The sequence below is a fragment of the Endozoicomonas sp. ISHI1 genome (assembly GCF_024606225.1).
In the GTDB taxonomy this organism is placed as follows: Bacteria; Pseudomonadota; Gammaproteobacteria; order Pseudomonadales; family Endozoicomonadaceae; genus Endozoicomonas_A.
This window is the reverse complement of the sequence record NZ_JAGRPU010000019.1, coordinates 45,920-62,731: the sequence shown is the minus strand read 5'-3', so window position 1 is coordinate 62,731 and position 16,812 is coordinate 45,920. Positions and strand designations below refer to the sequence as shown.

The 16,812-nt window shown below is 47.2% G+C and carries 12 protein-coding genes; 2 read left to right on the top strand and 10 right to left on the bottom strand.

Annotation, left to right across the window (positions count from 1 at the left end):
- Nucleotides 1-45: 45 nt before the first annotated feature.
- Nucleotides 46-1,701: a hypothetical protein gene (locus KBW69_RS13415; protein ID WP_257252505.1), complete on the top strand. Its 1,656-nt coding sequence runs from the start codon at nt 46-48 to the stop codon at nt 1,699-1,701.
- 65 nt (nt 1,702-1,766) lie between these two features.
- On the opposite strand, the gene KBW69_RS13410 is transcribed toward KBW69_RS13415, so the two are convergent.
- Nucleotides 1,767-2,552, bottom strand: coding sequence for a WD40 repeat domain-containing protein (locus tag KBW69_RS13410; RefSeq protein WP_257281182.1), 786 nt, complete (start codon nt 2,550-2,552; stop codon nt 1,767-1,769).
- Between the two features lie 432 nt (nt 2,553-2,984).
- On the opposite strand from KBW69_RS13410, the gene KBW69_RS13405 reads away from it, so the two are divergent.
- A complete protein-coding gene (locus KBW69_RS13405; protein ID WP_257281181.1) occupies nt 2,985-6,578 on the top strand; it encodes a hypothetical protein in 3,594 nt (1,197 codons plus the stop codon).
- 100 nt (nt 6,579-6,678) lie between these two features.
- Here the strand turns inward: KBW69_RS13405 and KBW69_RS13400 are convergent, their stop codons facing one another.
- The 9 genes from KBW69_RS13400 to panB all read right to left on the bottom strand — a co-directional run bounded on the left by KBW69_RS13400 (nt 6,679) and on the right by panB (nt 16,758).
- Nucleotides 6,679-7,314 (bottom strand): hypothetical protein, encoded by a 636-nt coding sequence (locus KBW69_RS13400; protein WP_257254435.1) that lies wholly within the window; start codon nt 7,312-7,314, stop codon nt 6,679-6,681.
- Nucleotides 7,315-7,323: 9 nt separating this feature from the next.
- Entirely contained in the window at nt 7,324-8,325 is a 1,002-nt protein-coding gene (locus KBW69_RS13395) for a 5'/3'-nucleotidase SurE (RefSeq protein ID WP_257254434.1), read from the bottom strand.
- Between the two features lie 103 nt (nt 8,326-8,428).
- Nucleotides 8,429-9,493 carry a hypothetical protein gene (locus KBW69_RS13390; protein ID WP_257275784.1) on the bottom strand — a complete coding sequence of 355 codons (1,065 nt, stop codon included), beginning with the start codon at nt 9,491-9,493 and terminating at the stop codon, nt 8,429-8,431.
- Nucleotides 9,480-10,328, bottom strand: coding sequence for a phosphate/phosphite/phosphonate ABC transporter substrate-binding protein (locus KBW69_RS13385; protein WP_257254432.1), 849 nt, complete (start codon nt 10,326-10,328; stop codon nt 9,480-9,482). Before KBW69_RS13385 ends, KBW69_RS13390 begins: the two co-directional genes overlap by 14 nt.
- 263 nt (nt 10,329-10,591) lie before the next feature.
- Nucleotides 10,592-11,500: a 3'-5' exonuclease gene (locus tag KBW69_RS13380; protein ID WP_257281180.1), complete on the bottom strand. Its 909-nt coding sequence runs from the start codon at nt 11,498-11,500 to the stop codon at nt 10,592-10,594.
- Between the two features lie 166 nt (nt 11,501-11,666).
- Complete coding sequence (locus KBW69_RS13375; protein ID WP_257275788.1) at nt 11,667-12,809, bottom strand: serpin family protein; 1,143 nt, start codon at nt 12,807-12,809, stop codon at nt 11,667-11,669.
- Nucleotides 12,810-13,272: 463 nt separating this feature from the next.
- Entirely contained in the window at nt 13,273-14,916 is a 1,644-nt protein-coding gene (pgi, locus tag KBW69_RS13370; RefSeq protein ID WP_257281179.1) for a glucose-6-phosphate isomerase, read from the bottom strand.
- 73 nt (nt 14,917-14,989) lie between these two features.
- Nucleotides 14,990-15,841, bottom strand: coding sequence for a pantoate--beta-alanine ligase (panC, locus tag KBW69_RS13365; protein WP_257254437.1), 852 nt, complete (start codon nt 15,839-15,841; stop codon nt 14,990-14,992).
- Between the two features lie 122 nt (nt 15,842-15,963).
- On the bottom strand, nt 15,964-16,758 hold the full coding sequence (gene panB / locus KBW69_RS13360) for a 3-methyl-2-oxobutanoate hydroxymethyltransferase (protein WP_257254429.1): 795 nt from the start codon (nt 16,756-16,758) through the stop codon (nt 15,964-15,966).
- Nucleotides 16,759-16,812 lie beyond the last annotated feature (54 nt).

Below are 16,812 nucleotides of genomic sequence, written 5' to 3'. Positions count from 1 at the left end.
TCAAACGATTTATGAATTGTTGAATGTTGTAAAAGGAGTATTACGATGGCCATTCCATCAAGTACGGTAAGCCGTCCACCCGAACCTGACAGGTTGATTAGTCAACATGTTCAGGGGACAACTGAGGAGTTAAACAAGCATCCGGGCGGTACTGCGATCTATTCATTGCATCAATGCTGTGCTCTTACAGAAATACTAAGCAAGATGCGGGCAGGCACGGTCGTGGAAGATTTGCCTGCCCCCCCTAAGCCTTGCCGTTTTCTGAATGGCGGTAAACCTCTGGAGTCCCGCACGGTAATGGCGTCTTCATCCTGGATGGGTAGTCTAAGGAACACGCGAACCGATTCGCGACAGCCTGCCGGGGCCATTGATGCTGAAGTTCAGGCTGAACTGGAGAGAATGGATCAACGTATTCAGAAGGATTACCAGCGCATCTGCAGTCTCAACAATCAGCTCGGTAACGTTCTGGAAATTGCTTTGCAGACTGAAACGGCATTGGGCAAAGATATCCCCTTCTATGAAAAAGCATTACAGAAGCAGTATGAGAATTCGGGAAAATTAACGGCAATGGGTAGTGAATTCTTCCAGGCTGTGACTGCAAAACAACGTTCTCTTGAGAATGAGCTACTTCAGAAAACCAGAATGCTTGAGAGTAAAAATAAGCAAGTTGAACAACTGGGTGAAAGAATCCAGAAGCTATCACAACAGTCTGAACAGAGCGGTAGCAAAATTCTTAAACCGGGCGATAGAAAAATTGAGACAGTGCTTCGTGATCGTACAATAATTCTTCAGCAAGCACTTGATGAAGCCCGGCAAGAACTTAAAAAAGCCCGAGAAGAAAGAAAAGAGGGTGATGATGCCCTGCGTAAAATCCAGGAGGGAGAATATGAGACTCCAGAAAGGGTTCAAAAGCTGAAGAAGGATTTAAACTCAGCTAATGTTCGCTTAATAGATAAAGGATATGAAATAGATCGCCTTCACAATGACGCTAAAAAGCTGAAAAAGGACTTGGAAGAAGTTGACCGTTCTTGTACTGCAGCCCGAAAAGACGTTAGAAAACTCGAGGAAGAAAGATATGTCCTATCCAAACGGGCTGACAGACTGGAGAAGGATTTAATAGAAGCTAATCGTGGCTATCAAGACACCTTAAGAATAATCCAGGAAGAAAATGCTGATCTTAATCGTGGCTATCAAGACACCATAAGGAGAATCCAGGAAGAAAATGCTGAACTGACTAAACTGGCTGACAATCTGGGGAATCATGTTTCAGCAGCCCTGCATTCATCAGATTATGATCGGGATCGCAATCTCAGAGCCCGGATAGAACGATTGGAACAATCCAGACCGACTGAGCAACTTGAGCATGCCCTGTTACAGAAGGCCGAAATGCTTAAAGCCACACAAGAGCAATTATCTGAAGTAGAAAGTCAAAAAGCGCTTATGCTGAGAAAGTTGAAAAATATGTATCAGAAACTCACAGCAATGGGGGTTGACCTGATACCCAAAAATAAACTTTCTCAGCTTCAGAATGATCTGCAACGGAGTCAGTCTCTTTTGCAAGAGAAAGTGAACGAATTGAGTGCCTTTGTCGCTCAATCCAGACAGTGGGATACCGACAGGGCGGCTATGCAAAGAGAGATTGAGACCCTGAGGGCTGAGCTGAAAGCAGTCTCAATTGGCAACCAGACGACAGAGACATAAGCCTCCCCAAATCAGTGTTGAGGTGTCAAGAACGACCACCTCACACCGTGGGTAAACACTAGCAATCAATCCAGTTCAGTGACTTGCGCCGTTCCATCCTGACTGCTGGTCACCAGGCGACGGCCATCGTCGATGAAAGCTACGGATTTGACCGGCCCATTATGGTGAATAATGGTTTTTTCTAACCACGATCCGTCCGCCATCTCGCCGAAGACTTTCGACGTGTGATCGTCACTAGCGGTCAGCACATGCCTGTTATCAGCGCTAAAGGTGACTGATCTGATCTTGTCATCGTGGCAAATGCGGGCTTTTAATGACCATGATCCATCTGTCTCCTGGCCAAAAACTTTCGCCGTGTTATCGTCACTGACGGTCACCAGATGGCGGCTATCGGTACTGAAAGTTGCTGATGTGATCGGCTCACAATGGGAAATGATGGCTTTTACTACCCATGTTCCGTCGGACTCCAAGTCATGAATTCTCGCTATGTGATTGTCACCGACAGTGACCAGATGGAGACCATCGTCGCTTAATGTGGCTGAGTTGACATGATCTGCAGTGGTGATAGTGGCCTCTTTTGCTAATGATCCATCGGCTTGCCGGTTATAGATTTTCGCGCTGCCATCGGTGCTAACGGTCACCACACGGCGGTTATTGGCTCTGTAACCTTGCTGATGGGAGCTTGCTTGTTGTAAACGGTCAATACCTTGATGACTCAAAAATTCACTCTGGTCACCTTCAGTGACAACCCTTCCGAAACCGACACCTGTTGGTGCGCCCTGCGGCTGAACAGGTTCTATTATGGCTGGATTTGAAAGCCCGACAGCGGCGGGAGAATTTAAGTTAATCATATTAAGTTCCTTTCATTAAGTTAGTTTTATCCTTGATTACAAGTATGTTGCTTAAAACATTGATGTACTTGAGTAACTCTGAGTTGCTTCCAGGATAAAAGTTCAAGACATTGATGTAAGCGCAACTAACAAGAAAGCAGGACTGTGATTATGAAAAAGGATCAGCAAACTGAAAGTTGGTTTCTTTATCTGTCTCTCAGCAGCAGGACGGTCTGAGGACGGATGTTACTGTCCAGATGACCATGAATGTCGGTGAAGGAAATGGGTTTGTCGATCATGTTACGGCGAGAGTAGCGGATTTCCTCTACGGCTGAAGAAATTTAGTCAGGATAGCTAACAAGAAAGTTATTCAGGATCTTACCGGGGAACAAGTCTTAATAGCCAGAGTCAAATCATTTATGAATTCTCTAAACCCTCTAAAGGAGTAGTACCATGAATGATCCCCAAAGTTTAGGAAGACCGCCGGTTTTGCCAGGTTCTTTTGTTCAGGCAACCAGCGGGAGGCTCGGCAACGATTCCGGCAGTACTGCGGAATATGCATTGAAACGGTGTCGTGTTCTTAAAGGCACGTTTAGCCTATTGCTGAGAGAAATAATTGTATCAGAGTTGCCAGAGCAGCCTGTGCGAAGTCGTTTTCTGAATGGCAGTAAATCTCTGGAGTCACGGACAGTAGCGGCGTCTTCATCCTGGTTGGGTAGTTTTTGGAACACGCCTGCCGGGGCCATTGATGCTAACGTTCAGGCTGAACTGGAGAAAATGGATGAGCGTATTCAGAAGGATTACCAGCGCATCTGCGAGCTGCATGCCCAGCTCTGTGAAGTTTTGGAGACTGTCAGGCAGACTGAGGTTTCATTAGGAAAGGATATTCCCTTCTATGACCAGGCGTTAAGAAGTCAGCTTAAGGATCAGGAAGCGATACAGGTAATGGCTAATGAGCTTCTGGATGAATTCGGAACGTTAAATGAATCCTTCCTTGCTGAAATCCAGCGAAGAAGTCAGCGGCGCTCACAAGCTTGCGATCCAAACTTACCAAGGGCTGTCTTTAAGGTTTTGAGTGACCAGGTTCGCTCACTTGAGAATGAGTTGCGTCAGAAGACTTTAATGATTCAAGCTAAAGGTGAGGAAGCTCATGAACTGGATAGAAAAGTTCAGGAGCTTACACGACAGACTGAACACAATGAAAAGCAAATGATTCAGGCGCTGACTGAGCAGGACAGAATGAGAGGTGTTGATAAATTAGTCAGTACTTTAAAGGCAGATTTATCCAAAGCCCACCGTCATATAAGTATCTTTCAGAAAGCCATTGATAAACTCAATGATCAAAAAGCTAGAGACGCCGAACGTGCTGACCAACTGAATTTCAAACTAAACCAGCTCACTGCCCAGTTACGGGATCAGCAAAAGACGGAGGGGCCAGTTTCCGGACCGGGGCCTGAAAACATTCGATTGCAGACAGAGTTGCAAAGTCCAGAAGCCAGCTTCAGATCAGCACCAGACGTTCTGGAGACTCTGACAGCGTTGCAGCATAAAAACGATCAGTTAGAAACGCTGACAAAAAAACAGACGGAAGATTTGAATAAAATCAGGGATGAGCGAGATCAGGCCAGTGCAAGGGCATTGATTGTTGAAGGGCAGTTAAAAAACCACTGTGCAGAAATGACGAAAGTCATGGATGAGACAAAGAACGCCGAAAAAGGTTTGAACCTCCTGAAAACTCAGATTGAACAGCTGCAATCCCAACTGGATGGAGAGCGAAAGCGCAGTGGCAAGTTGCAGGCCGACAAACTTTCTTCTGACACTGAGGTGCGTCGTCTTAGAGCCCAATTCGCCAGTCAAGTCTCTGATGAAAGAATCCAGGCCAGTCATGCCAATATCCAGCTTTATAAGGAGCTGGAAGAGAAGAAGGCGGAGTACGAGAAAGAAACAGCTCATTACCGCGAGCTGTCGACCCAGTTTAAGTCTCTCGATCTTGCTATGAAAAAGAAGAGTGAAAAAGCGTCCGGGTATTTTGAAAAAAGCCAAAGACTGGAGCAGGCACTCAGACTGGGTGAAGAGCGTTTAACCGAGCTTGAATCTCAAAAAACTCAATTGGAAAAACAGTTAAAGGATACCCAAACCCGGCTAAAAGGTTCTAACGGTCGTATTTCAGCGCTGGAAGTTTGGTTGAATCAGCAGAAGACAGAACTTGAACAACTGAGAGTCACGGGAACTGAACTGAAAGCCAGCAAAGAGAAGCTCAACCAGGTTCAGACTGATCTGCGACAGACCCGGTCGCTGTTGAAAAAGACGGCTATGGCAGAGCAAAGCGCAAGGGAAGCGCTGCAGAAGAAAGAGGGTGAAGTGAGAGCCTGGGTGACTGAATCCAGGCAGTGGAATACCGCCAAGGCAACTCTGGAAGGGCAGGTTGAAACGCTGCAAGCTGGATTGCGCAGACACATGGAAGATAAGCATAAAGCGGACAAGGAACTCGCCGAACAGGTCAAGAGCTTAGAGGTTATGGCAAAGAAGCTGTTGGCAGCAGAAACAAAAATGAAACTGGCTTCCAGTCAGCCTCAGTCAGACCAGAGTTCACAGAGGCAGCACATAGAGTCGCTGACCGCTCAGGTCACTGAACTGAAGCTTCACAAAAAGAAAGCTGAAGATGCGCTGCAGTCATCCGAAGCAAGATTCAGGAAGGACTATAGCCAGTCTGAGGATAGAGTGAGTGAACTGACACAGCAGCTTATTGCCGTGAAAGCAAAACTGAGCAACGTGTCCGAAGCGGAACAGAGAGCGATCAGTGAAGCGGCTCAAGCCAAGTCAGGCTATAAAAAGTTTGAGAGTGAGTCTGTTCGTCTGGGACAACAGGTAGACACGCTCTCTGAAGAGGTCCGCCAACTTACGGATGAGAAGAAAAAGGCCAAAATGCAAATTGAGAAAGAACGGCTTGAGCTGAGAAGTGAGGTAGCCATGCTGAGGGAGAAAGCCTCAAAAGCCGATACCATTGAGCAGGAGCTGAAGCTTAAGCACAAGGAGATCTCTGATCAAAAGGCTCAGCTTTCCCGGGGGGAGAGAGAACGCAGAACTCAGCTTGAACAGCTCAGGCAGGATTTGGACGAGTCCCGGCAAAAGTTTCATGAAGAAGAGGCGGCTAAATTAGTGTTTCAATTAGACTACAATGCTGCCAAAAGCCAACTGGAGCTGTTGCAGCAACAACACGCTGAGGCCATGGCTGAAATTGACAGGTTGAAAGCTTTGTCCGAAAACAGCGGGCAGGCTCCAAGGCTTGGCCCTGGTTTTGATTTCCGGGAGTCAGGCGTTGAGTTTGACGATGAAGGAGCCTATGTCAGTCTCAGTACCGCCACACATCAACCCAATTCTTTAACTCAGCTTGTTTCTACGATCGATGAAACAAGTTTGACCGATCTTCAGGCTCATGGTCCTCGAGGTGTCTCTCGCTTTGAATATCAGGATCTTATGAGGAAAAAGAATGAGTTGGAACAGCAAATCTCAGAGCTCAGGGAAGCACTCAGAATGGCTCAAGATCATGAGAAAGAGCATAAAATGCGAGCCCGTCAGGCCGCCTTGGAAGTGGGAGAAATCAGGAAGCAACTGACAGAGCTTAAGGCCGAAAATGAGCAATTTGCACATATGGCAAGTGACCGGGAAGAAGAGGAGAAAAAGTGGCGTGAAGAGGTCAGGAAACTGACCAAAGCAAAGGCACAGATTGAGCTTGATACACAGGCTGAGCTGGACGAAGCCCGTGAATTTGCTGAAAAAGCCGGGCGTCGAAATGCTGAGCTTGGAACAGAAGCGAGGCACTTGAGGAGCAAGTTGGAGGATCTGGAGTTTCGCCTGGAAAGAGACATGCCAGCTGTCATGCAGGAGAATCAGGACCTGAGCCAGCAGAATGAAGTACTCAGGACGGCATTTCTTGATTTGGTAGGTGTATTCAGAGAGAAACTGTCTGAAGCGGATCCGGATCAGCAAGCGCTTGAAGACAGGCTTTTGAAGATGCAGGCGATTTTATTGCCGCCGCAGCAGTAAAGCGTTGCCTTGTTGGGTCAAAAAGCCATCGAAAATTAAAGCCGCCCAAACAGGGTTGTATGGGCGGCTTTTTTTGAAGTGGTTGACGGGTAAATGTCGTCTAACCTTTAAACCAGTAACCCGCAAGCAAAGGACTGGTCGATGTCACCTTAAGTGTGTCACCAGTCGCCTCAAGAGTTTCTGGCTCGATCATCGCTATTTCGTCTTGATTAAAGCAGAAGCCAGCGTCGAATTTGATTTCATTGGGTCCCATTTTTTGTCCATACTGCATGCAGTCTGGCAGCTCAAAATAGACCTGCTCTCCAGATTGAACAATGGTCAAGGTGGCACCAGCAGAATTACTGTATGTGCCGCTCACATTTTCAATTGCGATCCAGTCATCCGGGCTGTGCATTCTGAGTTCAAACGAGTCTCCATCAAACTCGCAACGGTATACATCACCGAGCTGACACTGAATATTACCTTGATTGAAGCTCAGGCTACTCGTTTGTTCGTTATAGTCACCTGTGTAAACGGTAGACGACTCATCAGCTTCAGTTACAGTGAGATAGAATGCACCTTCGTTTACAGTGAGCCCGAGATGTACCGGCTCCTGGTCGACCAGCTGGCTGCCCACATATTGACCTTGATATTCGGACACAAAGTCGCTCTGACTCATAGTCGAGTTGTCGTCCGTGCCATCGTTACAGCCTGCCAGAACGGTGGCGGCAGCACTTAGCAGTAAAAGCTTTTTCATGCTGCCTCCTTAAAACAATTCGTTGAGCATGTAGCGAACCCACTCAGACTTGGCAACAGAACCTTGGACATTGGCTTGAATAGCGCTGATGGTGACATAACCCTGGCCGACAGCAATGCCCTCACTGTTTTCAGACTGATCAGCGTACTCAGCGTCAGAATCCATGCTGATACCTGCTTTGTCCTTATACATTTCTTTGGCGATGGACATGGCTTCATCCATGGTGAGGCTTGGATCATTTTCTATCAATTCGATTGCCACATAACCCATGAGCATGTCACTTGATGACAAGTCGTCAGTGAACTTGACGATCATGTTGTCGTGGCCCGCATTCCAGCCTACTTGGGTGTGTTTGAAACCGCGGTGATTGGCAGGATCTTCAGGAATGTTGACATTGAGGCCCGTGAATTTTGGCAGTATTGGTGCCCCATCTTTTGTCTGGGGAACCAGCTTATCAAGCAGTTCTATGACAATGTTAGCAACATGAGGCGCTTTGTCTGCCTCACCGTCATAAGCGCTGACGGCGATGGCAGGAATACCACGTGCGATAGCTGCGTTTGTTGCCCCCAGGGTGCCGGACATGTTGGTTGAAAAGCCAACATTGTTGCCTTCATTGGGGCCGGAAATAACGAGGTCAGGCTGTTTACCCCAGCGTTCGTTAGCATACACATCAATACCGTAAAGCGCAGCCATGGCCGGCGTACCTTCGACATAGTCTTCAAATGCAACGCTAGTGTCTGTGTCACCGACACAGACCTGGTCTTTATCGATTTGCGTGCGATCAACCGAGACCGACTTCATAAAGTGGACAGCACCACCTTTACCACTTTGCCCCGTGCATGGTGCCGACATGATGACGTCATGACCTGCCGCCTTGAGAGCAGCATGTAGCGTCTGAATATTGGTTGTCGACCAGCTGTCATCGTTGGTCAAAAGAATATTCATTGCGTTTGCTTGGGCACTAACCCCTAAACCGATGGCCAATGCCAACGCAGCAAATCTGGTGTTCATAGTTTATCCCTTTGTGTGCTTGAAAGTTGATAACCAAGCTAGAAGGGATTGATGACGGTTATGTTAAAACAAGCTTTCTAAGCTTTTAGAGATATCTTTAAATTTAACTGATTGTTTTTATTAAAAAATTATCATCCATGAGTGCGTGTTGATAGCGCCCGGTTTTTTGGTCTCTGCTTTTTACGAACAAGTACGCTTGGGCCAAGTCGCCAAAGTGCGCCCTCATTTCTTCTTTAATTTTGTTCCGGTTTTGATCAAGCGTTCTGGCTTTCAGACCGTGTTGCTCTAGTTCATTGATTGCTCGCGCATGCCCCCTGTAAGAACGCATGATCTGTGCTAACTCGTGTCCTTTATCTGTATCGGGTCTGGTACTGCAAGGATTGATATAAGCAGGCAGGCCATCCAGGCTACGCTTGGCGTACCAGTAGTAATAGAAAAATGGGGTCTTAGACATTTCGAGAGTATTGTCACCAATACTGACAGTGTGTTTGGAAAGGTTGAGCGCGGCTTTAGTCACAGAAGAAACATGAGGTGATGCCGGCTCAGTGTTTTTCGTAAGCACGCCACTCACCTCACTACTATCTGCTGTTATTTCGTGCTCTGAGCTAATAGGTTTATTCTCTGGTACTGCATTGGTTGCCGATTTTATCTGGGCCGGTCTGCCTGTTCGGTGCAATTGGAGATAGAAAACGAGCCCTGCAAGAGCACTAAGCGTTGCCATCAGCAACAGGGCTATCTCAGAATGAACGACAGAAATCTGCCAATCCAGACTAAAGGCCTGCTTATTTAAATAGAATGATAAATCTGAGTCTTGTGGTGAGGATTTTGGAGTTAGAGATATCTCTAAAACCTCAATATCACTGAACATCGAGATATTGGCCAGCGATATTATATTTGCGCTCTCTATCCATGCTTTCAATGTCATTGCACTGCGTTTTAAAAGTTCCTCCTTATCGTAACTATTTACCAGGGCGGCGTTGAGTGCGTCGGGTAAATACTCTTCAAGAGCAGACTGTATGACATAATTAAGTGCTAGCTCGTTAGCATGGCATAGCAATGTGAATATCAGGCAGGTGATGACCAGTGACAGTGCACATGAGCGGTATTGATTTGGCGTGGCGTGATAGGTGTTCATAGTCGTAAATAGTGTGCTGCTATGAGCAGGCATCCGTTGCCATAGTAGTTTTGATTAGCAGATTACCCATGACAGGAGACTGTTGGTGCCTCTCGAGTAAAGATTGACTGGCTTCACATCTAAGTGCTTGACTCAATGCTCTGGACAGGTACCAGCTTCCCGCAGAAGGAATGGTTTTCAGTTCAAAACGCTGCTCAGGTGGCCAGTCGGTCAGTTCAGGCTCAATACCGATAGCGGGAATAAAATCGACTTGGTTTTTGACAAATGCTTCAACCAGATCGGCTCGATGATTGAACCACTTTGTTTCACTATCATTAAGGACAACGCCGCGTTTTTTGAGCTCGATTTCAGGTACGAGAAAACCTGACTGGCTTCGCTTATCGTCCAGTAATCCAATATTGCGTTTATATAGTGTTGCTGAAGATAGTTGATAAATGGGTATGTGGCCGTACAGATAGATGGTGTAGGCTGGCAGCACTAAGGTCTCTTGATAGAGAGACTGCGTGTCCGGAGCCAGACCATTGAGTACTCGAGGTCGGCTGAATAGGAGATCAAAATGTTGGGATAAGAGATCATCAGGCGTAAGATGCTCCCTGGGCTTCCAAGATAATTCAACCCGAGCGTAGTCGCTTCCCGTTAACACCGATTCACAGAATAAAGCCGCCATAGCTTCTGCTTGCCAATCTGAAGGGGTATAAATGCGAAATGTCTTGTCACCTTTAGATACATCAACCTGACAGCTCAGCTGGTTGAGATTGATTCGGTCTGTCTGCAAAACAGAAAAGGGTAGCAGAAGTAATGTGCCTGATAACAATGAGGCAACGAAGAAGCTCCATTGAGTCGCACGAAAAAGGGTATTCCTGTGCATAGTTCTCCCTTGAGTGTCAGGAAAGACTACACGACAAATGTTACGTTTGAATGACTGGGAATCAGGCGCCAGGCCCGAGCCCCCCCATGCACGATCTCTATTGAGCTGTCTGCTTATCCTTTCAAAGGCTGGTGTGGACTGCGAGCGACTCAGACCATGGAGGGGCTGTTGGAGCGAAATTTGCCGTCTTGTTGTCATGAGGTGGCCGGTAAAAATGCTTTATCTCAGATGACCGGATTTTGCGAGGTTTTGCGACACCCTCTTTAGCGCGGGGGGATGTCAACAGGTTCAGTGGTTGCGGCCATGGTTTTCAATATGCCTAGTGTCATACGGCAGTCTGCCAGGGTCCTATGAGCCTGCCCCTCAACTTTCACTCCCATATAGTCTGCTGCTGCAGTTAGTTTCTGATACTGCCAATCTTCCTGGTAGTGATTCCATTGGCCGTAGTAGGCAGCGAAAAGTTTCATAACGCACCCTATCCTTGAGCACTGAGAGTCGAAACGATCAAGGCCAGAGCTTTGCAGGATAACTCTCTTGTCGTAGTCAGCGTTATACATTAACAGTGTTCTGTCTTTTATAACTTTAAGGAAGTCGTCATGGATTTCGGCCCATGCAGGGGCATTCTCTACCATTTCATTAGTGATGCCATGAATATCAATGGCTTCCCGGGGGATTGGTTTTGCAGGTTTTACCAGGGTGTCCAGTAGTATCTTTCCGGAACTGTCAATTATGCTGATCTCTACAACTTCGGCGTTCTTATTCAGGCCAGTGGTTTCAGTGTCGAGGTAGATGGGGTCATAACTCAGCCACTGCCTTGCAAGCCGTGCATATTTATGGCGATTATGAGCGAGTTCTTTAGAGATAATCGTGTCAGCACTTTTAATCACCTTGCAACGTTGAGATTCTATGTCTGAGTCATCAGTTAGTGGCCTTTTCTGTACTTTGGAACTATTCTCACAACCCCTGTGATTAGCGTCATCTGTCTCAGAAGACGTATTAACAATGCGATCTGCGATGAAAGTAGCAGATGCCTGGTTATATTGTTGTGCTGTCAATTTTGGCTGAGGATAAACGGCCTCAACACCGGAGCCCGAAGAATCCCCATCACTATTATCTTGTGTAAGGGTGTAAGTCGTTCCAACGTGACCAATGCCAGTCTTTGGTATATCCATACATAAAGAACTCCTTAATTCGTTTTAATTGAAATCCGTTCTCGAATTTCATTTTTTTCCTCAACTGGATACCCTGTACATCCAGTGCGGGGAGGAGTGTTGACTTGCTCGCCAGAGCAAGCTCCTGCCGGATGGCAAGACATTCAATGGCCTTCTGTTTTTGTCTTTAAGGTTCACCTTGAAACTCAAAAAAGCTGCCATCCTTTATCATCATCTCAAGCAAGCGATTACCTTGTCTGTCCACAATAGCAATGTAGCCAGGGCAGTCAAAGTGAAAGTAACACCCTTTGGACATGCCCCTTAGCCTTCTTGTTGCGGCAGTGGCAACTGTACCATGAGCGCCTTCTTCATCAACAGATAAAGAGACCTTCTGAAGTATTTCCAGCTGCTGACCTCCCGGTTTGCCTAATCTTGATAAATCTTCAGCCTTTATTATGTCGGTTCCAAATGTCTGAGAAATTTTGTCGAGTAAGTGGGTATCACAACTATCCGTCATTTTTATTTTGGGCAGCTTTAGATCCAGCTTCACTTCACGATAGTTTAATCTTTCAATCAGATGGTCAATTGTTTCATAATCAAGTTTGTCGATCGCCGTCGGATTTTCTGAATCAGCTGGTGTTATTGCGACTAATTTAAGATCTTCACCATTCGCAGACCGGAATTTTTTGCCAATGGCACCAAAATCTTTGTTATGAACAAATTGAAGTATTTCAGTTGAACACATCATAATGACGTTTTTAATAATGCTTCCATTTGCGCAAAGAAATCTGCCGGGGACCGTTCTGTGTTTAGGCATTTCGTGCTCCCAGATACCCCGGAACTCCATCACATTCGCTATAACCGCTGTAATTCTGTCTCGTTCTCCTTGAGAAAGACCACCAAACAACGATTTAATTTTTCCCCGGGTTTTCTCATTGACGTAAGCATCTGTGACATCGGCCAGCCAATGGCCTTGACAATCCAGCTTTTCGGTTTGATAACATTCAGACAGTATTTCATTAAGCTGCTCATTATTGAGGGTATTGGCAAAAGCTAATAAGTTAGCGCAAGAGATTGCCTGTTCTTCATCCGGATGCTCACCATAAGCGTGTTTTACGCTGAATTCACCGAGTTTTTTATGGATTTCAATCTCCAGCTCATCCGTCAAGGAATCTGCAGGGATTCCCAGAACCAATGCTTTCCTCTCTTTATCATCCATACACGCCAGAAGCATACCCAGAACCGGAGCCAGGCTGGTAGCAGACACTACCTTGCTTTTGTCGTCCTTTACGCCCTGAGTGCCAAGGATTCCGAATGATACTTTATCCATCAGTTTTTTAACAATATCAGAAGCCTGTGAAGTAACCCCATAGGATGTACCCGACAGATTTAATGGCTGCGATGTAAAATTCATCGAGTTGATTGAATGTCTAACAGGTTCCATAGTATTTTCTCCATTAGTTTGAAATTGATTGATTAGATTAGAATCAACTCACCGCTTCCATGCTTTGCAAATAGTTGTAATTTTGGTTTTTTCTTAAGTTAAGTATTTGTCGTTAAAATGTCACTAACCGATTAGTTAGTTACGATAACTCTTTGTTCCCGGTAATAGAGTCTGGTTCCTGTTATCGAATAAGCGTAAAACCCCGTACTTTGAGAGGGTGTCGCAAAACTCCAACAATTCGTTCCCACGCTTCTGAGGTCGTCATTCCCGCGAAGGCGGGAATGACGGGAGAGTAACCAACCTTTTGCGACAGCCTCTTAAGGACAGGGAGGATATCAATCAGTGTTAATCAGGCATTAAAACGCTTAAAACGATTAACCAGTCCATTGGTGGAGCTGTCCTGATCGGAAGTCATACCGCTCTCTTTCAGGCGGTCATAAACCCGGTTGCCCAGAATCTTACCCAGTTCTACGCCCCATTGATCAAAAGAGTTGATCTGCCAGAGGGTTCCCTGAACAAAGACTTTCTGTTCATAGAGTGCCACCAGGGCACCCACGACTTCCGGAGTGATTTTCTCAGGCACAATCATATTGTTGGGACGGTTGCCGGGAATCACCTTGTGAGGTGCCAGAACATCAACATCGGCACTGCTCATGCCCGCCTTTGTTAACTCGTCACGGACTTCATCCAGATGCTTACCCTGCATCATGGCCTGACTTTGGGCCAGAGCGTTGGCGAATAGCCAAGGATGCTGTTCTCCCAGTGGATTATGGCTGTTAGCCGGGGCAATGAAGTCGACAGGAATCAGTCGTGTACCCTGATGAAGCAGCTGGTGATAGGCGTGCTGGTCGTTGGTGCCTGTGCCACCCCAGATAACGGCACCTGTCTGGTAATCGACCTTGCTGCCGTCCTTTCGGGTCTGCTTGCCGTTACTTTCCATATCCATTTGCTGCAAATGGCCCGGGAGGTCACGCAGGAAGAAATCATAGGAAATGACGGCCTGGGACTCTGAGCCAAAGTAGTTCTGATACCAGACACCCAGCATACCCAGGATAACCGGCATGTTTTTTTCCAGAGGCGCTTGGGCAAAGTGCTTATCCATCTCCCAGGCGCCTTTCAGCAGTTTCCGGAAGTTCTCAAAGCCCACTACCAGACTGATCATGAGTCCAATGGTGGACCACAGAGAGTAACGGCCACCGACCCAGTCCCACAGTGGCAAGGTGTTTTCCTGGGCGATACCAAACTCGTCAATGGCTTTGAGGTTGGTAGAAATAGCCACAAAGTGTTTGCGAATGTCGGACTCAGCACAACCTTTTGCCAACATCCAGGCACGGGCAGCCTGAGCATTCTGCAAAGTTTCCAGTGTGCCAAAGGATTTTGAAGCCACGATAAACAGGGTCGTTTCCGGATCAATTTTGCAGAAAACCTCGGAAATTTCGTTCGGATCAATATTAGCTACATAGTGATGTTCGAGCCCATCAACGTGGAAGGGCGTCAGGGCATTGATGGCTGTCTTCAAACCCAGATAGGAGCCGCCAATACCAATGTTAACAATGTGTTTGATGGATTTGCCGGTAAAACCTTGCCACTCGCCGGAATGGACTGAGTCAGTAATGCCTTTCATGCGCTCGTGGCTATCACGAATTTTGGGCATTACATCTTCGCCGTCTACCAGAACCGGGTTTGTGCCAAAGCTACGCAGGGCTGTGTGCAGAACGGCACGCTTCTCGGTGTTATTGATTTTCTCACCCCGAAACATGGCCTGAATCGCTTCTGGCAGTCTGGCCTCTTCAGCCATCTTCATCAGGGAAGACATTACGTCATCGTCAATCAGGTTCTTGGAGTAATCCAGAAACAGGCCAGCTGCTTCCAGGCTGTAGCGTTCAAATCGATCCTTGTCAGCCGAAAACAGTTCTCGCAGGTGAGTCCCTGCCATTTTTTGTTTCAGGGTTTCCAGTGATGAAGATGAGGAAAGATGTTTAAGAGGGGTCATGATGCAATTCAACCTCTGGAGGGTGAGTAAATACTGCCGGGGTTGTGCACAACAGTCGGCAGTATTCGGGTCATTACAAATTGATAGTAATGTTATCAATCAGTCGGGCTTTGCCCAGGTAACCGGCTGCAAGAATGACTAGCTGCTGATCTTCAGGGCCCGCTGGCAGAAGAGTGGCAGTACTGCTGATGTTGAAAAAGTCCGGCTTGAATCCAGCCTGGGCCATTGTTGCAAAAGCGTCACGGCGCAGCAGATCATAATCACGCTCACCTGCCTGAATAGCCTCACGGGCAGATTGCAGGCAGCGATAAAGTGTAGGAGCTATCTCTTCACGTTCTTTCTGCGTCAGATAACCGTTACGGGAACTCATAGCCAGTCCGGTATCTTCGCGGGCAATAGGTGCACCAACAATCTCAACAGGTATGCACAAGTCTTTGACCATTTTGCGAATAATTGCCAGCTGCTGAAAGTCTTTTTCCCCGAATACAGCCACATCGGGGCGAACAATATTAAACAGTTTGCTGACCACAGTCGCTATGCCAGTGAAAAAGCCCGGACGGCTCTTACCACAGTGCATGCCATCAAGCTCTTCGACAGTGACGTGGGTGTGGTGTTCGCTGCCTTCAGGATAAATTTCTGTCGTCTGGGCGGTGTAGAGCAGGTCTACTCCCTGCTCGATCAGCAGCTGCTGATCCTGCTCCATAGTACGAGGATAAGAGTCATAGTCTTCATTTGGGCCAAACTGCAGTGGGTTAACATAAATGCTGACAACGACCACATCGCAGAGTTCCTGGGCTTTTTCGACCAAAGTCAGATGACCGCCATGCAGATTACCCATGGTTGGCACGAAACCGACGGTTTTCGCTTCAGCTCTGCAGGCTGCTATCTCAGTCTGGATTTCAGCGATGGTATGAAGTGTTTTCATTGTGAGTAACCAGACGGTCAGTGACTTAAAAAAACCAGTATTTTTGGCTTTTGGCGGTTTCAGGATAGTGTTGATCATACCACTCAGCCAGATCATTCAGGAACCTGACTGAATAGAGAAACTCAGTTGAAACTGTGTTCCGACCCCGGGAAAGTACCGTCTTTCACCTCCGCAACATACCGGGCCACAGCTTCCTGTGGAGAGGTGCTGTCCCGCATGTAGTTTTTGACAAACTTGGGCTTGCGACCCGGAGTGAGGTGGAGCATGTCATGTATAACCAGAATCTGGCCATCGGTTCCGTCTCCGGCACCAATGCCAATGACCGGGATTTCCACAGCGTTAGTGATTTCCCGTGCCAGATCATTGGGCACACACTCCAGTAGTAACATGGCAGCACCGGCAGCCTGAAGCTCGATGGCTGCCTGAATCATGCTGTTGGCTCTTTCCTGTTCCCGACCCTGTACTTTGTAGCCGCCAAAGACATTAACAAATTGTGGGGTCAGCCCCATATGAACGCAGACAGGTATACCTTGTTGCCGGAGACGGGTCACGATGGGAGGCAACCAGCCTTCACCTTCCAGTTTCACCACTTCGGCACCGGCCTGCATGATTTTGGCAGCACTGATCACTGCCTGCTCTTCGGTAGCGTAGGAAGCAAAAGGAAGGTCTGCCATGATCATGGAATCGTGGGCTGCCCGAACTACACAGCGGGTGTGATAGCACATGTCGTCGACGGTAACGGGAACCGTACTGCTATTACCCTGTATGACGTTTCCAAGGGAGTCTCCTACCAGAATGACTTCAACCCCTTGAGTGCTGACCAGATGGGCGAATGTCGCGTCATAGGCAGTCAGGCTGGTAAATTTCTCGCCGGATTGTTTCATTTCGGCCAGGGTTTTCAGGGTTACTTTAGCCATCTATCAGGACCTTAAGCCTTTTGTGTTAACCAGAGAGTGCTTTCTGCTATTAAA

Coding starts and splice junctions, on each gene's coding strand:
- KBW69_RS13415 (WP_257252505.1), top strand. CDS start 46: ATGGCCATTCCATCAAGTACGGTAAGCCGTCCACCCGAACCTGACAGG.
- KBW69_RS13410 (WP_257281182.1), bottom strand. CDS start 2,552: ATGATTAACTTAAATTCTCCCGCCGCTGTCGGGCTTTCAAATCCAGCC.
- KBW69_RS13405 (WP_257281181.1), top strand. CDS start 2,985: ATGAATGATCCCCAAAGTTTAGGAAGACCGCCGGTTTTGCCAGGTTCT.
- KBW69_RS13400 (WP_257254435.1), bottom strand. CDS start 7,314: ATGAAAAAGCTTTTACTGCTAAGTGCTGCCGCCACCGTTCTGGCAGGC.
- KBW69_RS13395 (WP_257254434.1), bottom strand. CDS start 8,325: ATGAACACCAGATTTGCTGCGTTGGCATTGGCCATCGGTTTAGGGGTT.
- KBW69_RS13390 (WP_257275784.1), bottom strand. CDS start 9,493: ATGCCTGCTCATAGCAGCACACTATTTACGACTATGAACACCTATCAC.
- KBW69_RS13385 (WP_257254432.1), bottom strand. CDS start 10,328: ATGCACAGGAATACCCTTTTTCGTGCGACTCAATGGAGCTTCTTCGTT.
- KBW69_RS13380 (WP_257281180.1), bottom strand. CDS start 11,500: ATGGATATACCAAAGACTGGCATTGGTCACGTTGGAACGACTTACACC.
- KBW69_RS13375 (WP_257275788.1), bottom strand. CDS start 12,809: ATGGATAAAGTATCATTCGGAATCCTTGGCACTCAGGGCGTAAAGGAC.
- pgi (WP_257281179.1), bottom strand. CDS start 14,916: ATGACCCCTCTTAAACATCTTTCCTCATCTTCATCACTGGAAACCCTG.
- panC (WP_257254437.1), bottom strand. CDS start 15,841: ATGAAAACACTTCATACCATCGCTGAAATCCAGACTGAGATAGCAGCC.
- panB (WP_257254429.1), bottom strand. CDS start 16,758: ATGGCTAAAGTAACCCTGAAAACCCTGGCCGAAATGAAACAATCCGGC.